The organism is Rhodoferax sp. (genome assembly GCF_028688795.1).
Classification (GTDB): Bacteria; Pseudomonadota; Gammaproteobacteria; order Burkholderiales; family Burkholderiaceae_C; genus Rhodoferax.
In genome coordinates, this window is the sequence record NZ_JAQTXM010000014.1 from 24,390 (window position 1) to 44,253 (window position 19,864).

The 19,864-nt window shown below is 59.0% G+C and carries 20 protein-coding genes and 1 pseudogene; 14 read left to right on the top strand and 7 right to left on the bottom strand.

Features of this window, described 5'->3' with window-relative positions:
- Positions 1-187 precede the first annotated feature (187 nt).
- From PHQ58_RS11795 to PHQ58_RS11860, 14 genes and pseudogenes are all read left to right on the top strand, one after another.
- Positions 188-748, top strand: a complete 561-nt coding sequence (locus PHQ58_RS11795) for a Yip1 family protein (RefSeq protein WP_300111197.1) — start codon at positions 188-190, stop codon at positions 746-748.
- A 10-nt stretch (positions 749-758) separates the two neighbouring features.
- Positions 759-1,037: pseudogene (locus PHQ58_RS11800) on the top strand (nitrous oxide reductase accessory protein NosL); the annotation flags it as partial.
- A 33-nt stretch (positions 1,038-1,070) separates the two neighbouring features.
- Positions 1,071-1,274, top strand: a complete 204-nt coding sequence (locus tag PHQ58_RS11805; RefSeq protein WP_300111198.1) for a hypothetical protein — start codon at positions 1,071-1,073, stop codon at positions 1,272-1,274.
- Positions 1,275-1,463: 189 nt separating this feature from the next.
- Complete coding sequence (locus PHQ58_RS11810) at positions 1,464-1,700, top strand: nitrous oxide reductase accessory protein NosL (protein WP_300111199.1); 237 nt, start codon at positions 1,464-1,466, stop codon at positions 1,698-1,700.
- A 220-nt stretch (positions 1,701-1,920) separates the two neighbouring features.
- Entirely contained in the window at positions 1,921-2,277 is a 357-nt protein-coding gene (locus tag PHQ58_RS11815) for an iron-sulfur cluster assembly accessory protein (RefSeq protein WP_300111200.1), read from the top strand.
- Complete coding sequence (sufB, locus tag PHQ58_RS11820; RefSeq protein ID WP_300111201.1) at positions 2,274-3,710, top strand: Fe-S cluster assembly protein SufB; 1,437 nt, start codon at positions 2,274-2,276, stop codon at positions 3,708-3,710. Before PHQ58_RS11815 ends, sufB begins: the two co-directional genes overlap by 4 nt.
- Positions 3,707-4,498 (top strand): Fe-S cluster assembly ATPase SufC, encoded by a 792-nt coding sequence (gene sufC, locus PHQ58_RS11825; protein WP_367187309.1) that lies wholly within the window; start codon positions 3,707-3,709, stop codon positions 4,496-4,498. The genes sufB and sufC overlap by 4 nt, the downstream gene beginning before the upstream one ends.
- Entirely contained in the window at positions 4,495-5,823 is a 1,329-nt protein-coding gene (gene sufD / locus PHQ58_RS11830) for a Fe-S cluster assembly protein SufD (protein ID WP_300111202.1), read from the top strand. Before sufC ends, sufD begins: the two co-directional genes overlap by 4 nt.
- Complete coding sequence (locus tag PHQ58_RS11835) at positions 5,820-7,136, top strand: cysteine desulfurase (RefSeq protein WP_300111203.1); 1,317 nt, start codon at positions 5,820-5,822, stop codon at positions 7,134-7,136. The genes sufD and PHQ58_RS11835 overlap by 4 nt, the downstream gene beginning before the upstream one ends.
- Positions 7,133-7,621: a Fe-S cluster assembly sulfur transfer protein SufU gene (sufU, locus tag PHQ58_RS11840; RefSeq protein ID WP_300111205.1), complete on the top strand. Its 489-nt coding sequence runs from the start codon at positions 7,133-7,135 to the stop codon at positions 7,619-7,621. Before PHQ58_RS11835 ends, sufU begins: the two co-directional genes overlap by 4 nt.
- A gap of 30 nt (positions 7,622-7,651) precedes the next feature.
- Complete coding sequence (locus PHQ58_RS11845; RefSeq protein WP_300111207.1) at positions 7,652-8,212, top strand: NifU family protein; 561 nt, start codon at positions 7,652-7,654, stop codon at positions 8,210-8,212.
- Between the two features lie 49 nt (positions 8,213-8,261).
- Positions 8,262-8,726, top strand: a complete 465-nt coding sequence (locus tag PHQ58_RS11850; RefSeq protein WP_300111208.1) for an Rrf2 family transcriptional regulator — start codon at positions 8,262-8,264, stop codon at positions 8,724-8,726.
- Between the two features lie 42 nt (positions 8,727-8,768).
- Entirely contained in the window at positions 8,769-10,010 is a 1,242-nt protein-coding gene (serA, locus tag PHQ58_RS11855; RefSeq protein WP_300111209.1) for a phosphoglycerate dehydrogenase, read from the top strand.
- A 553-nt stretch (positions 10,011-10,563) separates the two neighbouring features.
- On the top strand, positions 10,564-10,734 hold the full coding sequence (locus PHQ58_RS11860) for an NnrS family protein (protein ID WP_300111211.1): 171 nt from the start codon (positions 10,564-10,566) through the stop codon (positions 10,732-10,734).
- Positions 10,735-10,872: 138 nt separating this feature from the next.
- On the opposite strand, the gene PHQ58_RS11865 is transcribed toward PHQ58_RS11860, so the two are convergent.
- The 7 genes from PHQ58_RS11865 to nosZ form a co-directional block, all read right to left on the bottom strand.
- A complete protein-coding gene (locus PHQ58_RS11865; RefSeq protein ID WP_300111344.1) occupies positions 10,873-11,433 on the bottom strand; it encodes a nitrous oxide reductase accessory protein NosL in 561 nt (186 codons plus the stop codon).
- Between the two features lie 74 nt (positions 11,434-11,507).
- Positions 11,508-12,092 carry a nitrous oxide reductase accessory protein NosL gene (locus PHQ58_RS11870; protein ID WP_300111213.1) on the bottom strand — a complete coding sequence of 195 codons (585 nt, stop codon included), beginning with the start codon at positions 12,090-12,092 and terminating at the stop codon, positions 11,508-11,510.
- Entirely contained in the window at positions 12,089-12,904 is an 816-nt protein-coding gene (locus PHQ58_RS11875) for an ABC transporter permease subunit (protein ID WP_300111215.1), read from the bottom strand. Before PHQ58_RS11875 ends, PHQ58_RS11870 begins: the two co-directional genes overlap by 4 nt.
- A 9-nt stretch (positions 12,905-12,913) precedes the next feature.
- Positions 12,914-13,846: an ABC transporter ATP-binding protein gene (locus PHQ58_RS11880; RefSeq protein WP_300111346.1), complete on the bottom strand. Its 933-nt coding sequence runs from the start codon at positions 13,844-13,846 to the stop codon at positions 12,914-12,916.
- Entirely contained in the window at positions 13,836-15,113 is a 1,278-nt protein-coding gene (locus PHQ58_RS11885) for a nitrous oxide reductase family maturation protein NosD (RefSeq protein ID WP_300111217.1), read from the bottom strand. The genes PHQ58_RS11880 and PHQ58_RS11885 overlap by 11 nt, the downstream gene beginning before the upstream one ends.
- On the bottom strand, positions 15,110-17,698 hold the full coding sequence (locus PHQ58_RS11890; RefSeq protein WP_300111348.1) for a NosR/NirI family protein: 2,589 nt from the start codon (positions 17,696-17,698) through the stop codon (positions 15,110-15,112). Before PHQ58_RS11890 ends, PHQ58_RS11885 begins: the two co-directional genes overlap by 4 nt.
- Positions 17,699-17,810: 112 nt before the next feature.
- A complete protein-coding gene (nosZ, locus tag PHQ58_RS11895; RefSeq protein ID WP_300111218.1) occupies positions 17,811-19,757 on the bottom strand; it encodes a TAT-dependent nitrous-oxide reductase in 1,947 nt (648 codons plus the stop codon).
- Positions 19,758-19,864: the final 107 nt, after the last annotated feature.

Consider the following 19,864-nt stretch of genomic DNA (forward strand, 5'->3'; position numbering starts at 1 on the left):
TGTGACGAAAAGCACCAAACCATGCGCTACCTCTACTGCTGTCGTGGTCATTCGTGTCGGAGTTTGCAAGTACATCACGTTGTGATACTTTATCTATCGACTGTATTCAGAGACGTCTGGATACTTCTGGAGAATCCTTCTTAACCGCATTGGGGCCGCACACCATGGCCTCGCCAAGGAGCCTGTTGTGAATGTCTTGCAAATGCCCAAGATGATTTTTTCGTTTACAGAGGGTTGGGACGACCTGATCCGGATTCATCCCTCCGTTATCCGTCTGTTTGCGTTGCTGGTTCTTCCATTTTCCCTGCTACCGCCAGCAATGATTTATTACGCAGGAGGCAGCTACGGCGATGTTTTTGTCCCCGGCTTGACGACCGCGCAGTGGCGCGAGGCGGCCGGTGTATTCTTTCTTGCCGAGTTGCTGACTGTGCCGTTGATGGCGTGGCTGATCCACCTGGTCTGCAAAATCAATAATGTGACGACGAACTACAAGTCCTGCTTCACCTTGGCGGCACTTGCGCCAGTCCCACTTTGGCTTTCTTCGCTGGTTTTGTTCGTGCCAAATCTGTTCGTTGGCGTTGTTGTCGGCGGGCTCGCACTGTTATGTTCAGTCGGGTTGATTTACCGCGGTGTGTATGCACTGTTTCACTTGCGCGATGATCTGCATGCGCTCCAAATGGCCACGGTGATTGCTGGTGTCGGACTGTGCATGTGGCTGCTACTGATGCAAATCGTCCTGATTCACTAACGGTCCGCCAGGCGAACAGGTGCGCGCCGTCAAGGCGGTTTACGTACAAGACATGGGCAAGGCCGACTGGGATCACCCGCAGGATCACTGGATTGATGTAAAAACAGCCTTTTACGTAATGGGCAGTAAACGCCAAGGCTCAATGGGGCCAACGATTGCCAGCCTTGCACAAGAGGCCTATGCTACCAAGTTTGCCGCTGAGCAGGGCGGGAAGCTGCTGCGCTTTGGCGAGATCAAGCCCGATATGGTGGACCTGAGCGGTGGCGCGCTGCACGACACCCGAATGTAAAAACACAGCTGTTTTCATGCCATACCGTCCCTGATGTCGCGCGCCGTTTTCCCGGTTAGTGCGCGTCACAGCTTGACCGGGTTTGCCGTTCTGGCCTTGATTCTCGTGCTGGTGTGGTTGCAGGCGCCTGCCTGGCGCGTTTTTCCGGGTGGCTCTGCGGCCCCGGTGCTTAAGCCCGATGTCTGCATCGTCGCACCGCCCACGCCGTATGACCGTGCGTCCGGACTGCCCATGTAAGCCGCGCGCGGTGCCTGCCGATGTGCGCTGCCCGGTGTGTGGCAAGTACCCGGCGCGCTCACCCGACTGGGCAGCGCAGGTCATTTTCACTAACGGTGATGCCTAATTTTTTGACTCACCTCTGAGCTTTTTCATGTACCTGGGAAATGTGGCCCGTTATAGCCCCGGGCGCTACGCGGGCGACATCGTGTGGCCTACTATGTGACTGATGTGATCAGCAGGCTCTGGATTGAGGCGCGCAGCGCTTTCTATGTGACCGGCTCCACTGCCAAGGGGCCGATGCGTGCGGGTAACCTGCCTGCTTTTATCTCCACGCAAGAGGCTGAGCAGTTCACTTCTCAGCGTGGTGGAAAAGTGCTCGGGTTTGCAGATGTTGACGACGCACTGGTGGCAAAACTGGGCGGGCAAGCTGTTCACGCGTACTGAAACCATGTTTGCCAGCGCAATAAACCTTGCAGGATGAATTGATTTTCTAAACCAGTCTTCGCCAGAAGCGCCAAAGCAGAGGAGCGATTCCTACCGCTAAGCTGATTGGTAAAGCTACGGCCGCTGGCGGATCATGTTTTACCTTGTTGACATTGTTGACTTTTAAGTGTGTGGTGCTTTTTTATAAGATGTATTTAAAATATACCTAAAGGAGAACTTCATGACCTCAATCACCTTGACGCTGGCAGCTGCCGCGCAAATTCGCAGTCAAATTGCCAGACACGGCAACGGCATTGGTTTCCGTGTAGGTATCAAACCTGTGGGTTGTTCCGGATATGCCTACACCTACGCGCTGGCCGATGATGTGCGCGACACCGAGCAACGCATCGAAGCCCATGGAGCTATGCTGCTGGTGGCTATCGAGCATCTCGCCAGTCTTGACGGTGCCAGCCTCGACTTTGTCACCGAGGGGCTCAAACAGAGCTTCCAGTTTGTCAACCCCAACGTGGGCATCACCTGCGGCTGCGGCGAGAGCTTCAGCCTCAAGGCTGGCGCTGGCAAAGGCGTAGCAGCATGAGCGCCGTCCTCGACAACCTGGTCAACCAGCCCTACAAGCATGGTTTTGTCACCGACATTGCCTCCGATGTGGCGGCCAAGGGCTTGAGTGAAGACACCATCCGGATGATTTCTGCCAAGAAGAACGAGCCAGACTGGCTGCTTGAATTCCGTCTGAAGGCCTTTCGCCACTGGCTGACCATGACCGAGCCCGGGTGGGCCAACGTCAAGTACCCCAAGATTGATTTCCAGGCCATCAGCTACTACGCTGCCCCCAAGCCCAAGGCAAAACTCAAGAGCATGGACGAGGTAGACCCCGAGTTGCTGCGTACCTTCGAGAAGCTGGGTGTGCCGATGCACGAGCGCGCGGCACTGGCAGGTGTGGCGGTTGATGTGATTTTTGACAGCGTCTCTGTCACCACCACCTACAAGGCCAAGCTGGCCGAGGTGGGTATCATTTTTGGGTCGATCTCCGAGGCGGTGCAAACCCACCCTGAGCTGGTCCGAAAATACATGGGCAGCGTGGTGCCAGCAGCTGATAACTATTACGCCGCGCTCAATTCGGCAGTGTTCACCGACGGCTCGTTTTGCTTCATCCCCAAGGGCGTCAAGTGCCCGATGGACCTGTCCACCTACTTTCGCATCAACACCCAGGACACCGGCCAGTTCGAGCGCACGCTGATCGTGGCCGAAGAGGGCGCGTCTGTGTCTTACCTGGAAGGCTGCACCGCGCCGCAGTTTGACACCAACCAGTTGCACGCAGCCGTGGTCGAACTGGTGGCGCTGGACAACGCCGACATCAAATACTCCACCGTGCAAAACTGGTACGCGGGCGATGAAAACGGCATTGGCGGCATTTACAACTTTGTCACCAAGCGTGGCCTGTGCAAGGGCGTTAATTCGCGCATTTCCTGGACGCAGGTAGAAACCGGCTCGGCCATCACCTGGAAGTACCCGTCTTGCATTTTGTTGGGCGACAACTCGGTGGGCGAGTTTTATTCGGTGGCGGTCACCAACCATCACCAGCAGGCCGACACTGGCACCAAGATGATCCACATTGGCAAGAACACCCGCAGTACGATTGTCAGCAAGGGCATCTCGGCAGGGCAGTCGAGCAACAGCTACCGGGGCTTGGTCAAGGTCATGCCAGGGGCGACCAATGCGCGCAACTACTCACAGTGCGACTCGATGTTGGTGGGGGCCAAATGCCGGGCCAATACTTTTCCGTACATCCAGGTGCGCAACCCCAGCGCCCAGGTGGAGCACGAGGCATCCACCTCAAAGATTGGCGAAGACCAGATGTTTTATTTTGCCCAGCGCGGCATTGGCGCCGAAGAAGCGGTGTCGATGATCATCAATGGTTTTTGCAAAGATGTGTTTCAACAGTTGCCGATGGAGTTCGCGGTTGAAGCCACCAAGTTACTTGGATTCAAGCTTGAAGGGAGCGTAGGATGATTATTGATAACAGCCCAACTTTGTTGGAGGTGCGTGGCCTGCGTGCCAGCATCAACGGCACTGAAATCCTCAAAGGCCTTGACTTCACCGTCAAGCGTGGCGAAGTGCACGCCATCATGGGGCCCAACGGCTCGGGCAAGAGCACCTTCGCCAAAGTGCTGGCAGGCCACACGGCCTACCAGGTGACGGGTGGCGAGGTGCTGCTGGAAGGCAAAAACCTGCTTGAACTAGCCCCTGAGTTGCGCGCCCGTGCCGGGGTCTTTTTGGCTTTTCAGTACCCGATAGAAATCCCTGGTGTCGGCAACAGCCAGTTCTTGCGCCTGGCCTACAACACGGTGCAGGCCGAGCGCGGCCATGAAGAACTGGATCCGCTGGAGTTTGACGACTTGGTGCGCGAGAAAATGAAGCTGCTGGAGATGAGCCCCGAGTTTTTGCAGCGCAGCGTCAATGAAGGTTTTTCTGGCGGCGAGAAAAAACGCAACGAGATTTTGCAAATGGCGCTGCTCGAACCCAGCATGGCGATCCTGGATGAAACCGACTCTGGCCTGGACATCGACGCGTTGCGCGTGGTGTCGCAAGGTGTCAACCATCTGGCCAGCAAAGTCAACGCCATTGTGCTGGTCACGCACTACCAGCGCTTGCTGAACTACATCGTGCCTGACTACGTGCATGTGATGAGCGCCGGGCGCATCATCCGCACCGGTGGCAAGGAGCTGGCGCAGGAGCTGGAAGAGCGCGGCTACGACTGGATTGAGGCCGAAGCCGAGGCTGCGGGGGTTTCAGCATGAGAAGCGCCACAGCGCAAGGCACAGAGCACAGCGTGCTGGACAGCCTGCTGACTGCTTTGGCGTTGCCGTCGGGTAGTTCAGCCCCCAAGCAACCAGACTGGCTGCAAACACTGCGCGACCAGGCGCTGGAACGCGTGGGCGCACTCACGCTGCCCAGCACACACGACGAGGCCTGGCGTTTCACCCCTTTGGCGGCTTTTTCACACCAAACTTTTCAGCCATTGCGCACGCCCACCGACTTGCAGTCCAGTGACGTGGCCCACCTGACCATCCCGGAAGCGACAACGCGGCTGGTTTTTGTGGATGGCGTGCACGCGCCGCAGCTCTCCAGCCTTGAATCGGATGCTGTGCTGGTGCTTGGCACGCTCCATGCCATGCTAGGCGCACAGGAGTCTCTCATCCAGGCGCATCTGGGCCAGCACGCGCACTTTCAGGACACGCTGTTTACCGCGCTCAACACGGCTTTTTTGCAAGAAGCAGCCGTACTCGTAGTGCCGCCTGATACACCGCTGGCAGCGCCCGTGCATCTGCTCTTTATTTCAACACAGCCCGAAGTTGCCAGCCATCCGCGCCTGTTGCTGCTGGTTGGTGCGGGCAGCAAGGTGACGGTGATTGAAGACTACGTGGCCTTGATTGAGGGCACCTATTTCACCAATACGGTGACCGAGGTGGTGGTGGGCGCAAACGCGCAGCTTGAACATGTGCGCCTGCAGCGTGAGAGTGCCCAAGCCTTTCACATGGCCAGTTGTGCTGTGTCGCTGGGTGCGGCCAGCAGTTACCACTCGACCAGCGTTGCCCTGGGCGGGCAAATCTCAAGGCTTGACCTGAACGTGTTGCAAACCGCCGAGGGTGCGCAATGCACGCTTGATGGCCTGGCGCTGATCGGTGGCGAGCAACTGGCCGACACCCACAGCTTCATTGACCACGCCAAGCCGCATGGCGTGAGCCGTCAGTTGCACAAATGCATTGTGGGCGGCACCGCACATGCGATGTTCAACGGCCAGGTGATGGTGCGCCCCGGAGCGCAACACACCGACTCAGCCCAGTCCAGCCGCAACCTGCTGCTCTCTGCCAAGGCGCAAGTCAACACCCAGCCGCAGCTTGAGATTTTTGCCGACGACGTGAAATGCACGCATGGCGCCACCGTTGGCCAACTCGACAGCGATGAAGTGTTCTACCTGCAAAGCCGTGGCTTGTCAGAACGCGTGGCGCGCAACCTGCTCACCTACGCCTTTGGCGCTGAAATCATCAACCGCATTCCAGTCGCGTCCCTGCGCCAGCAGCTTGAGCAGACCGTGCTTGAGCAAACCACGAGCCCATCATGAGCCAGTTACCAGTCCCAAGCCTCAGGTCGGCCGTCAAAGCGATACGTGAAGCCACCACCACGACCTTTGAGTCCAGCACGGGCACGCCATCTGAGGCATTTGACGTGGACCGCATTCGCGCCGACTTTCCCATCCTGCAACTCAGCGTGGCAGGCAAACCGCTGGTGTACCTGGACAACGCCGCCTCCAGCCAGATGCCACAGTCCGTCATTGACCGGTTGGTGCGCTACCAAACCAGTGAGCACGCCAACATTCACCGCGCGGTGCATTACCTGTCTGAAACAGCCACGGCCGCTTATGAGGCGGCGCGCGTCACGCTGCAGCGCTTCATCAATGCTGCTGAGGCGCGCGAGGTGATCTTCACCAGCGGCACCACAGAGGGCATCAATCTGGTGGCCCAGAGCTGGGGCCGCCAGAACATTCGCCCGGGTGATGAAATCATTTTGACCGTGCTGGAGCACCACTCCAACATCGTGCCGTGGCAAATGCTGGCGAAAGAAAAAGGCGCCACGATCCGTGTGGTGCCCATGAACGACGCGGGCGAACTGCAACTGGATCAGTATGAGGCACTGTTCAACGAACGCACCCGCCTGGTGAGCGTTGGCCATGTCTCCAATGCGCTGGGCAGCATCAACCTCGTCAAGCAAATGATTGCCTTCGCCCATACCCACGGCGTGCCGGTGCTGGTGGATGGCGCCCAAGCCGCACCGCACCTGGCGGTGGATGTGCAAGAGCTGGACTGTGATTTTTACGCCTTCTCGGGCCACAAGCTGTGCGGGCCAACCGGCATTGGCATCTTGTACGGCCGTGCCGCGCTGCTGGAGGCCATGCCGCCATTCAAGGGCGGTGGCGACATGATTCACACAGTCACCTTCGAGAAAACCACCTACGCCCCGATTCCGAACAAATTCGAGGCCGGCACGCCGCCGATTGCTGCCGCCATCGGACTGGCCGCCGCCGTGGATTATCTGAGTGGCATCGGCATGGCAGCGATTGCCGCGCACGAGCATGAGCTGCTGACCTATGCCACCGAGCAATTGGCTGCGCTGTCAGGCGTGCGCCTGCTGGGTACGGCGCAAAACAAGACGGCGGTGCTGTCGTTTGTGCTGCAGGGCATTCACCCGCACGACGTCGGCACGCTACTGAACCAGGAAGGGGTGGCGGTGCGCACCGGCCACCATTGCACCCAGCCGTTGATGACGCGCCTGGGCGTGGTCGCCACCTCGCGCGCCTCGTTTGCGTTTTACAACACGCGCGCCGATGTGGATGCGCTGGTGGCTGGTATTCAAACTGTTCAGAAGGTATTTGCATGAGCGCCGACCCCAAAGCCCTGTACCAGGAGGTGATCCTGGACCACAACCGCAAGCCGCGCAACTATGGTGAGCTCGATAACCCCAGCCACCATGCCGAAGGTGTGAACCCGCTGTGCGGCGACCACATTCACCTGGCGCTGGACATCAAGGACTACACCATTTCGCGCATTGCCTTCCACGGTGAGTCGTGCGCCATTTGCAAGGCTTCGGCATCCATGATGACGGCGGCAGTCAAGGGCAAACGCACCGATGCGGCTGAAACCCTGATCCACGAATTTGTTGACATGGCCACTGGCCGTGTGGCCGCTGAAGACAGCCCGCAAATTGGACGGCTGGCGGTGTTTTCAGGCATCAGCGCGCTGCCCATGCGTGTCAAATGCGCCATATTGCCGTGGCATACTTTGCAGGCGGCCTTCCGGTCAGAGGCCAGCACCTCGACTGAAGCGGCTGCTGACCCGATGCATGCACCTTTGGGCGATGCCTGATGCGCGAGCCCAAACCCACAGGACAACACCATGCCCAAAATCGTTGACATCGACGAAACACCCAACCCGAATGCGCGCAAGTTCCTTTTGCGCGAACCTCTGAGCTGGGGTATTGCGCATTCGTATGACAACGCGCAACAGGCGCAGGGTGATGCCCTCGCCAGCGCGCTGTTTGCCATCCCGCATGTCAGCAATGTGTTTTACATTGACAGTTGGCTCACCGTCACGCAAGACGGCCAGGCCAACTGGGACAAACTGGCGCGCGAAATTGCCATCCCCGTACGGGCCGCACCGGCCGCCAGTGCGCAGTCGGCGGCGGCGGTGTTTGCCGCGCGCGCCACCGTGGCAGAGTTAAGCCCAGAAGACCGCCAGCGCCTCGACGACATCGAGCTAATTTTGGACCAGCAGATTCGGCCCTACCTGCAAAGTGATGGTGGCGACCTGCATGTGCTGGGGCTCACCGGCAACCAGCTCATCGTGCATTACCAGGGGGCCTGCGGTACTTGCCCCAGCGCCATCTCGGGCACTCTGCAAGGCATCGAAAGCCGGTTGCGCACGCTGGAGCCCGACCTTGAAGTCATCGCCGCCTGATGCAGCATGGCACCTCAACCCCACTCTCAACCTTTAACGAAAAATCTCTATGCGCCTGACCACCATGAGCGACTACGCCATGCGCCTGTTGATGTATGTCGGCCGGCACCCGGAGCGCCTGTGCACCATCTCTGAGGTGGCGCGCGCCCACGGCATCTCAGAGGCGCACCTGACCAAGATCACGCACCAATTGGCGTTGGCGGGTTGGCTGAAAACCGTGCGCGGCAAGGGCGGCGGCATGCGCTTGGCGGCCAGTCCGCAGTGCATCGGGCTGGGTGCGGTGGTGCGCAGCATGGAGCCCGATTTCAGCATTGTGGAATGCCTCAGTGGCGACACCACCTGCCAGCTGACCAGCAGTTGCCACTTGCCCGGCATCATCAACGGCGCGTTGCAGAGCTTCATGCAGCACCTTGACCGCTACACCTTGGCCGACCTGTTGGCACCCATTGCATCTGCCGCCGACAGGGAGCTGCCGCTTAACTTTTACAAGCACGCCAAGCTTGCCACACTCTAATGCCATTTTTGGCATCCCTTGTTTGTCTACCGGTACCTTGCCATGATCCAGAAATCCATTGACCTGTCTGTCTCCAAAAGTAAACTTAAAGCCGTGCTTTTCGAGGGCATTCACCCCTCCGCTATTGATGCGCTCCAACAGGCCGGCTTCACACGCGTCGTGACGCATGCCAAGGCGCTCGCCGGCGACGAACTGCGCGCCGCCCTGGCCGATGCCCACTTTATCGGCGTGCGCTCACGCACTCAGCTCAGTGCTGACGTATTGCAACAGGCGCAGCAACTGGTGGCCATTGGTTGTTTTTGCATCGGTACCAACCAGGTTGATCTGAGAGAAGCCACACGGTTGGGCATTCCGGTCTTCAATGCACCATTTTCCAACACCCGCAGCGTGGCTGAGTTGGTGCTGGCGCAAGTCATCATGCTGATGCGCGGCATCCCTGAAAAAAATGCCATCCTGCACCGCGGTGGCTGGGTCAAGAGCGCGGCCGATTCCTATGAGGTGCGAGGCAAAACGTTCGGCATCATCGGTTACGGCCACATTGGCACGCAAATTGGTGTGTTGGCCGAACAGCTTGGCATGCGCGTGTTGTTTACCGACATCGAGGCCAAGCTGCCACTGGGCAATGCGCAGGCCATGGTCACTGTCGACTCCTTGCTGGGCGCGGCCGACGTGGTCAGTCTGCACGTGCCAGAAACCCCCGAGACGGCGGGCATGATCGGCGCTGCGCAACTGGCCGCCATGAAACCCGGCAGCCACCTGATCAATGCCTCGCGCGGCAGTGTGGTCGACATCGACGCGCTGGCTGCAGCGCTGGAGCGCCGCCATTTGCACGGCGCGGCGATTGATGTGTTTCCGGTTGAACCGCAAGGCAACGACTCGGGTTTTGTCTCGCCTTTGAGCCGTTTTGACAATGTGATCCTGACGCCGCACATTGGCGGCTCGACGCTGGAGGCGCAGGTGAACATTGGCACCGAGGTTGCAGCCAAACTCATTCGCTACATCAGCAACGGCTCCACCACCTCAGCCGTGAACTTTCCTGAAGTGGCGCTTCCCGCGCACATCGGGCGCAGCCGTTTGCTGCACATTCACCGCAATGTGCCCGGCGTGTTGGCGCAGGTCAACGAGCGGCTATCAAAGGCGGGTATCAACATTGCCGCGCAATACCTCAGCACCAACGAGACGGTGGGTTATGTGGTGATCGACGTGGACAGCGCCGCCAGCCAAGCAGGCCTCGATGAACTCTGCGCAGTGCCTGAGACGATTCGCTGCCGCATTCTTTACTAATTTTCATGGTCGAGACGGCCACCCCGAATCATGAAAATCGTCTTCATTCAAAATTAATGAAAAAAAATTAGTCGATTGAACGTTCTTTCACATTAACTGCCCATTTTCCAGTTCAACCATGTTGGACATGGCGATCACCTGATGAAGGTCGGGATGGTTAGGGAAAAATTCAGGGCTAATGAAAATACTGCGAGAAACTACCCAACCAGCTCCGGCACACGATCATCTGCAATGCGCTTGCCCACTTTCGCAAGCAAAGCGTCATGCAGGATCGTGTCAAACTAGCTTTGCAAGTCCGCATCCACCGCCCAGCAGTGGCCCGCTTTCAAGTGCCGGTCTAGTTCACGCAGCGCATCCTTGCAACCCAGACCCTGGCGAAAGCCAAAGCTTCTGGCCTCGAATTAATGCTCAAAGATTGGCTTGATCACCAACTTCAACGCAGCTTGTACCACGCGATCCTGCGATCCTTGAAAGCTGGTATTCCGAGCGGACGCCACCCCTTACCTTTTGGTGTGTATACACGTCGAACGGGCTGCGGCGTATTTTGATAGATGTGTTATTTCACGGTAACCTTACTCGTTATCTCGGGGCCACCATGTTCGCGACCACCACGCGCGTGAGCAGTGGCCACGGTGGCCGGCCTTTTGCCGCTGACAACATCGCCTGGAACTTGTGCTGGCTACTGCAAAGCGTCGCGGTATTGCGCGTCATCGCTGCCATTTGACCCGCCGTCACTACCGCATTCACGCTGCTGGCCATTGCCGCCTGAACGGTGGACCCAATAGGCTGTGCCGTTCGCTATGGCCGCTGGTTCGGTCGCCGCCGGCTGGATGGCCGACCTTGGTTGAGCAAAATCCCCGGTTCAACCAGGCGGTGACGCATGCACGTGGCGGCGCTCACCATTCAACCCATGCAGCAAATGCGGACTGATTTGTCGGGCCTCCAATATCGCCCCGCCGCGTGCACTGGCAAATCGCAGTGCAGCTGCCGCGCTGGAAAAAGCGGGCAAGTTGCCAGCACGCATAGGCCCCATGGCATCCGAGCCGCTGACATAAAAGGCCTCATGTGCACTGATCCAGCCACCACTGCTAACATCTTTCACATAACTGGCCGCAATCTCGTTGACCTGACGGCCACGGGTGTAGCGCCCTATGTCTTGCAGGTAGAGGAAAAGGGAAAGTGGCGAGTCAAAGAACTGCGTGTCGCCGTTATCGAAAATGATTTGCGCAGCCCAGTCCGGTGAACGCGCCGGGAACATGCCGCACACCGGGCAGCGAGCATCCGCAGGCACCACTCGGGCTTCATGCAGGCCAAGGCCTGACTTGGGATCATATGGCGTTGGGGGTGCCACGATGCATACCTCGCCTGCCGCCGCCAGCGGGGCGGCATCCGCAGACAGGGTGCGCCAGGGCGTGAACAGCAGGCAGACCGCCAGCGCCAGGCCAGCGAGGCTCGCCCAGTGCAGCGGTTTGAGTGCCGGCAGACGCAAGGTCACCACTACATCTTGCTGTCATGCAGCGCGCCGCCGCTCATGTCCACCATCTCAGGCTTGACCTCGGCATAACGCAACAGTTTGCCGCCCCATTGTTCGGCAAATTTTTTGGCCTCAGACTCATCAGCGAAGCTGGCGATCGTCGGCCCCATCGAGCCATGGCGTTTGCTGCCCAACACATAGAAACTGTTCGTGGCATCCATCCAATTCCCACGCGGCTGTTCCCAGTCAGTTTTGCCCATATCTTGCACATACACGGCCATCACCTTGCGCACCTGTTCAGGCTGCAGCATGGTGTTGAACAGCTCCACCGTGTCACAAAAGAACACCGGCGCGGGCGCACCCGCATAGTGAATTTGCCCCTTGGGGCCGGGGTAGTCGAGCAACAGCATGCCATCCAGTTCGCAGGTGGTCGATGCGTCGATTTCTACCGGCACCAATGCCTGATGTTCGCCGGATCGGTCGCTGCAAGCAGCCAACCCGCCCAGCGCTCCCAATGAAGCCCATACGGCCAGACCAAGAAGTTGGCGGCGCTCGCCGCAGGTTTCATCGACGGGGGTGTGGCGACGGCAGGAACAGGTGAATTTCATGATTTAAATCTCCAGCGTGCCAGTGCAAGCGGCACAACAATCCAGGCCAACATGACCGAGCCCATCAGCCAGGGCTTGCCTAGGGCGGGCGGCACGATGCTGGCCAAGCCATACAGGGTGCGAACATCTTCGAGCGCAAACACATTGAGAATGCGAAACACATCCGCTGGGTTGAGCAGCAACATGTATGCGAATGCGTCACCACCATAGGCGCCGCCAGTGCTCACCAGCGCCGCCAGCAGCAGCAAGTCAAACACCAATACAAAGAAGAACCACATTGCAATCGCCAGCCCCGAAGCGCGTGTGCGCTCACGTGCGATCACCGACATCAGCACCGCCAGGCTCAGGAAAGCCAGACCCAACAGGACCGAGCTGATCATAAACCCTATGTAATGGTACAAACCCGGCCAACTGAACTGATGAAACAGCAAGAGTGCCACCAAGCCAAAACCCGCCAACGTGGAGAGCGTCAGCGCCGCCGCCAGCCCCAGGAACTTGCCAAGCAACAACTCGAGCCGCGTGATTGGCAGAGATAACAACAGGTCCAGCGAACCGCGTTCGCGTTCGCCGACGACTGCATCAAAGCCCAGTAACAAGGCGATCAACGGAATCAGGTAGATCACCAGACTGACCAGACTGGCGATGGTGAACTCGATTGAGCGCAAGCCCAACTGGCCTTGTTGTGCGCCGCCAAAGTAGGCGATCACCAGCGAAAACACCGTGAACACCAGGGCCACGGCCAATACCCAGCGATTGCGTATGCGGTCGCGGAATTCTTTCGCGGCCAGTGTCAGGATTTGGGTCAGTTCCATCGCGTTACCTCAATCCGAAAAACCAAAAAAAACATCTTCCAACGAAGGCTCCTGGATTTTCAGATCCAGCAGTTTGGCACCCAGGCCCATGAGCGCGCCCAGCACGGCCATCTTGGCCTCGCGCGGGCAGCTCATCCGCAGCCCATCTGCGCTCGGTGTACTGGTCACCGCCGGAAGATGGGCGACCGCCTGCTGCGCCGCCAGCACATCGGCGGGTGCCAAACGCAATGCCAGGCTCAGCGGCAGGTGCATCTGGTTGCGCAATTCCTGTACGCTGCCCATTGCCTGAATTTTGCCGACCGACATGATGGCGAGTCGATCCACCCGCTCCTGCAACTCGGCCAGGATGTGTGAGGTGATCAGGATGGTGACCCCTTCATCGCGCAGGCCGCGCAATGTCGCGTAGAAGTCGCGTATGGCTTGCGGGTCCAGGCCGTTGGAAGGTTCATCCAGAAACAGCACGCTGGGCGCGCCCAGCAGCGCTTGGGCAAACCCCAGACGCTGGCGCATGCCCTTGGAGTACTCTCGCAACGGCCGCGTTGCAGCATCCGCCAAGCCGACCCGCGCCAATGTAGGCACACATTGCGCACTTGGCGCGCCCTTGAGTTTGGCAAAGAAACGCATCGTTTCGAGGCCACTCAAGTTGTCATACAGCACTACGTTCTCGGGCAGGTAACCAATGTGGCGACGTGCGGCGCGAAAGTCGCGCCCGCGTACCGATGCGCCATCAATCAGGATGTCGCCCGCGCTGGGCTCTATCAGCCCCAGCATCATTTTGAAGAGTGTGCTTTTGCCCGCGCCGTTGTGACCGATCAGGCCAAAGATTTCACCGCGCTGCACGGTCAGGTCCACACCGTCCACCGCGTGCAGGGCACCGTAGTACTTGGCAACGCTGCGCGCTTGAATCGCGGGTCCACCCAAATCCGGCGGGCTACTGGCCATGGGAATGTTTGTCACGCCACTTACTCCATTGCTTGTTGTTCGGTTGCATACGCGGTTTGGGATCGACCACGCTGGGCACACGCAGTATCGGGAACTGTTGGCCTACCAGGCGCAGGGCTTGTACCGCCGGGCTGGCCAGCAGCAGTTTCATGCTGGGGTAGCGCCAGTTCAGCCGGTCCACCATGTCATTGGCCTCGTAGCGCACATCGCCGAGACCATCGCCGTCGCGATCCCAGCCCAGGTAATTGTTCCAGTGGTTACCGCTTTGGGCGCCCCATACTTCATCGCGGGCGCCGACATAGCGCACCTGCTCGCGATTGGCGATAAAGTCGTTGCCCTCGACCACATTGCGCGTCGAGCCGGCCGACAGGTGCACGCCAACGACGTTGTCCACCACAAGGTTATTTTTCAGCTCAACATACTCTACGTCGTAGATGAAAAAGCCTCGTTTGTTGCCTGCCACCACATTGCCCTCTATCAACGAGTCCTGCACCGAGCGGAGCATGATGCCGTGGTCGGTATTACCCCAGGCGCGATTGTTGCGCACGGTCTGCTCGCGTACCTCCATCAGCGCCAATCCACCCCGGTTGTAATACGTGTCGTTGTCTTCCCATACGTTGTAGTACGAGGTCATGTAGTGCGTACCGTAGCGGCTGTGGTGCAACTTGTTGCCCCGGAACGTGGCGTGGTGGGAGACATCGACATAGAGCGCGTCGCGCACGAAGCTGATGTTGTTGCCCAGAATTTGCGCACCCTTGGTGTTGTAGAGCTGGATGCCGTTGCCGCGCCGCGCCGAGTCCAAGTCGCGCTTGCCGGTAATGGTATTTCCTTCGATGCGCACATCCTTCACCTTCTCGACCCACAGGCCGAAAAGGTTGTAGGTCAGGTCACAGTTCTGCACCACGGCGCGGTCCGCACCGGGATAGAGGTAGATGCCGGCGTTCTGTTTCTGCAGACTACTGCCGGAATCGCGCACGATCAGACCTTCAATCGTGACATCCGGCGCTGTCACGCGGATGGTGTCCCCCGTCAAACCGCCGTCGATGGTGGGCCGGTCCAAGCCGCGCAAGGTCAGCGGCTTGTCAATCAGGAGGTTGGCACGGTAGTGGCCGCGCTGCACCTCGATCACGTCGCCGGGAGCAGCGCTGGCAATGGCGGTCTGCAGGTCCTGCCCCGGCTGCACCAGCACTGTGGCGGCATGCAGCGCGGTCAGGGTGGTCAGGCCCAGCACGATGGCGCAGACCGCGTCGTACACAAATCGCTTCATGGCACCAGCCACCCCATCGACTTGAACAGCAGGAAAAACGCGGCGCCAATCATCAGGTTCTTGAAGCCGACATAACTCACCATGTCCACCACACCCGCTTGGCGGTAGTGGTCACGCCACCACAGGCCATCCTTGACGTAGCGCTTGCCTGACAGGCGGATCAGCACCTCGTAAACGCTCCAGCCAAACCACCAGCCAATGATGGCACCAGAAGACAAGGTGCCCATGGCAGTCATCACCCAGGCCACCGTGGCCGCGATGGCCAGCGAGATGCCCGCCATCTGCAGCGCGCGCTGCGACCGCCAGCCATCGGCGCTCCAGGGCCACAGGTGATCGCGCACCTCCAGCCACAACCACTGCAGGCCATGTGCGCCATTCTTGTGTGCGGGCAGCACGGGTGGCGTGGGCATGCGCGGGTCAGGACCGTTCACAGCCTTTGCGCTGATCTGCTCGGTGAAGCTGGTGGCGGGGTAGATCGGAATGAAATAGCCGTTCTTGCCGATGGGCGTCATTTCCAGGCCATCTTTTTCGCGGCGTTTGCGCTCTTTGGCCAGCGGCGGACAGCCCTTGGTGTCGGTGTACAAGATCATGCAGTCTAGGCAGTGCAGGCATTCGCGGTGGTCGATGCGGCCATCGGCGTCGATCGCCTGTGCGCCGCAGCCCACAGCGCAGGCCTTGCAGCTGTTGCAATCCTGCTTGCGTTTGAGGCCAAACCAGCGGAAGGTACTGGGCATGGCCAGTGACGCGCCCAGCGGGCAAATGTACTTGCAGTAAGGTCGCTCGATGAAGATCGACAAGCCCAGGATCGCAGCCACGAACAAGCCATAAGGCCACGGGCGGTTCAAGATGCCGACCAGGAAGGTGGTCTTGAAGGGCTCGACCTCGGAGAGTTTTTCAGCCAGGCCCATGGAGAACATCGACACCGCGATGAGGCCAAAGAAGATGATGTACTTCAGCCATTTCATCCGGTCGTGCCAGCGCTGGGGCAGCTGTCCCTGGAAACGTTTGAATCCCACCACGCCCGCCACCTTGAAAATGGCCTCCGACAGCGAACCAAACGGACACATCCAGCCGCAGAACAAACCGCGTCCGAACAGGAACACCGTGACGATGATGAAGATCCAGAACAGGAAAATGAACGGGTCAGACAGAAATAGCGACCAGGTCCACTGGAACAAAAGCGCATGAAACCAGGTCAGCACCTGGGTGATGGAGGGCTGCGCCATGACGCCGAAGCCCACGAACACGATGGAGAGGCCCCAGGCGGTGTACTTGAAGGCGTTGACCGGCCACTTATTTTTGTGAGTTGAAAGGCGCGTGAGCCGCTCGCGGTACGCATAGACCACGCCAACCGCCAACAGCAGCACGATGAACAAGCCAATTTCAAGCGCACGTGATTTCCAGATGCGGACCCAAGGAGCATCGGGCTCAACCACCTTGGGTCGTCCACCGTCGAGCATGGAGCCCGGCAGCCAGTAGGACGTGTCAAAGCTGGTGAAACTCCGGGCGCCGGTGGCGCGGTCGACGCGGTTGCCCAGCAGGCTCAGCTTCCAGGGGTAGGCATCTGAAAACGCCTGGGAACGGATGATGAAGATGGCCGATTCGTTGAATTTGGGCGAGCCTGAGGCTTGCACGCCATAAAGGTTCAAATAATCGAGGTCGCGGAAGGTGAACGAATCAGCACCCTGCCTGACCTGGACACGGTCGTACAGACCACCGCGGACAAAACCCGAACCTTTGAACGATTCGCGTCCGGCGGTGCGGATGATGAAGATCGCGTGTTCGTTCTCTTTGAGTTGCAGCTTGATGTTGTCCCAACCGGCGGCGCCGAGCACACTCTTGCCAATGTCGGGGTGGCTGAGGTCGCCAAACCACAGTTCGATGAAGGGGTAGGCGCTGCGTTCCTGGCCCAGCTGTTCAGGCATGACGCGAAGATGCTGCACGGCGCCGCGCCCCACCAGTTCGTCCCAGGTGAGCGCATCGCCAGAAACTTTGTAGCGCGCTGGCTCACGCACTGTGGGTGCCAGAATGCCGACCTGCTTCGCGACAGCCGAGCCCGAAGCCATCATGACCTGGTTTTGCGCAATCACCGTGACAGTTGCGCCGGAGATGGCGTCTAGTCCCACCACGTCCTCGTCGGGGCGTGATTGACCAATTTCAATCTTGTCAGCGATCGACTTCCCTAGGTACTGGTCGTTGAATTTCAGCAATGCGGACTCGGGGATGCCCAGAAGTAGGATGGGCTCGGAATGTTTGAGCACCTTGACACCAACGAAGTGGCCCGTCTTATCCATGCCGATCAGTGTGACCACGGGCTTGCCCGAGTAGGCAGGGGTGTCGGTGATGTCGGTCGAAAGCATCACATAGCCGAGCAATTGGCGACCTTCGCTGGCCTTGTCGTAGGCCTCAACGTAGGGCGGCTGTCCCTTGCGTTCTGAAAAATGGGTGGCACCCGGGAACACCGCCTTGCACGGCAACAGCGCGCACATGTCGGAGACGGTCGCCAGTCCGGCCGGAAGTTCAGCCTCGTAGGTGCCCGTGCCCGCTGCCTTTGCGTCTGGAGTGAGCGCCGTCAGCGCAACCATGAGCGCGATCCAAAGAATCGGCAAAAGACGAAATTTCGGCAAAAGCATCAGATATCCAAACAAAAAAAAGGGCAGCGCAGCCCGGTGACCGCGCTGCCCGGAGCGAGGTTTTTTACGCCTCGACCAGCATGCGCGAGCGCATTTCAAGGTGCAGCGCGTGGCAGAAATTGGTGCAATAACACCAGTACACGCCCGGCTTGTCTGCGATGAAGGTGACCGACTTGGTCTCCTGCGGATTGACGATGAAGTTGATGTCGTACTTTGGAATCGCGAAACCGTGGGTCAGATCTTCCACCTTGTCGAGGTTGGTGAGGATGATGGTCACCTCATCGCCGCGTTTGACCGTCCACTCGCGCAGGCCGAAGGTGGGGGCCTGGGAAGTCAGGTACACGGTGACCTTCTTGCCCTTGCGTTCCACGCGGCAATCCTTGGCGTCCTTGACGGCGTTCGGGAACTCGTTGATGTCGTACACCTGGCGCGTGCGAACGAGGTTGCGCGGGATGATGATGGAGTCGTGCGGCTCGGAATACACCGAGTGGTCGGCCACCAGCTTCATCTTGTCGCCGCTGATGTCGATCAGCTGCGCCGTCTCGGGGTGCAGCGGGCCAACGGGCAAGAAACGGTCCTTGGAGAACTTGTTGTCCGACAGGAAGTATTTGCCATCGGCATCCTTGGTTTCACCCATCGAGGTGAAGCCGTGACCTGGCTGATACTGGACGTCCAGACGGTCCACCACGGGCTTGGCCGTCTTGTCGCCCTTGAAAGACTTGATGGCGGCTTCGACATTCCATTTGACAATCTGGCTGTCGAGGAACAACGTGGTGTAGGCATTGCCGCGGCCGTCAAAGCCGGTGTGCAAAGGGCCCAGGCCAATTTCTGGCTCTGCCACCACGGCTTCACGGGCATCCTTGAGCTCGCCGTCGAACCACTTGAGCACCAGTGCGTGCTCGATCAACGTGGCCGTCGGCGAGAGTTTGCCTGAGCAGGCGTAGTACTTGCCGTCCGGACTGGCGTTCACACCGTGCGGGTTTTTGGACACCGGCACGTAGCAAGTCAACGCAGTCTTGGGATCGGGGTTGGCCGCCTTGGTGCCATCGACCACCGGCACCTTGGAGCCGCCGTAGTTCTTGAACTTGCCCGCCTTGACCGCTTCTTCGATGCGCGCAATGTTGAAGAAGAGACAGGAATCCATCTCAGCTGACATCATGTCTTCGTAGTGCGCGCCGTTTTCGGAGTTGTACTGGTTTGTGCAGGCGAGTTTGCCGTCGTAGGAGCTTGCGACCAGGTCACAGTTGCCGTCTATCAGCACCTGCCAGCGCACTTCCATGCTTTCGGAATCCACACAGGTGAAGATGGAGCGGTAGTCCGCCGTGGCATCCATGTTTTTGCCGTTGTTGTCCAGGGGGATGCTGAATTCGCTACCGCAGAAAACGCGTGTGGTGTAGTTGATGGCGGGATCCACCGGGTCGCGCTTGTCCGGGAAGGTTCCGTGGAAACCCTGCACCAGCGGCAGCTCAACGATTTTGTCGGTTTCCATCGTATCCATGCGTATGCGCGCCAAGCGGCCGTGAATTTTGTCGTTCACAAACATGTACTTGCCGTCGTAGGTGCCATCCTTGTATGAGGGGTGTATGTGGTGCGTGTCACCCGTGTGGTATTTGACGCTGCCGTCCGCCTTGGTGCCGATAATCTTCTTCGATTCGTTGGTGATGCCCCAGCCTACCAGGCAGTCCATGTTGAAGACCGGAATGATTTTGAACAAACGGCCGGATGGCAGGCCGTAGATGCGGGCATCGCCTGCATGTCCGCCGGATGAGAAGGAGTAGTAGTCGTCGAGCTGTCCTGGATGCACCTCGTACTTGCTGTAGTCGACATTGCCATCTGACCCATTTCCGGGTTTGGCGTCGGACGCCGACAGCGCCGCCGGCGTCGCCGTCGAGGCCGACTTCTCGTTACAGCCCACCACACCCACCAAGCTGGCCAGTGCGGCGGTGTTGATGAATCGGCGACGTCCGATGATCGCCGCTGCCATGGTTTTCTGCGTCTTGTCTTCGCTCATGATTTCTCCTGATGGGTTAAGTGTTTCACTGATGTCAGAAACCAGGCAGCCATTGCCGGAGTCTCCATGGTTTGAATGATGCATCTTAAATGCATCTATGTTTTTGA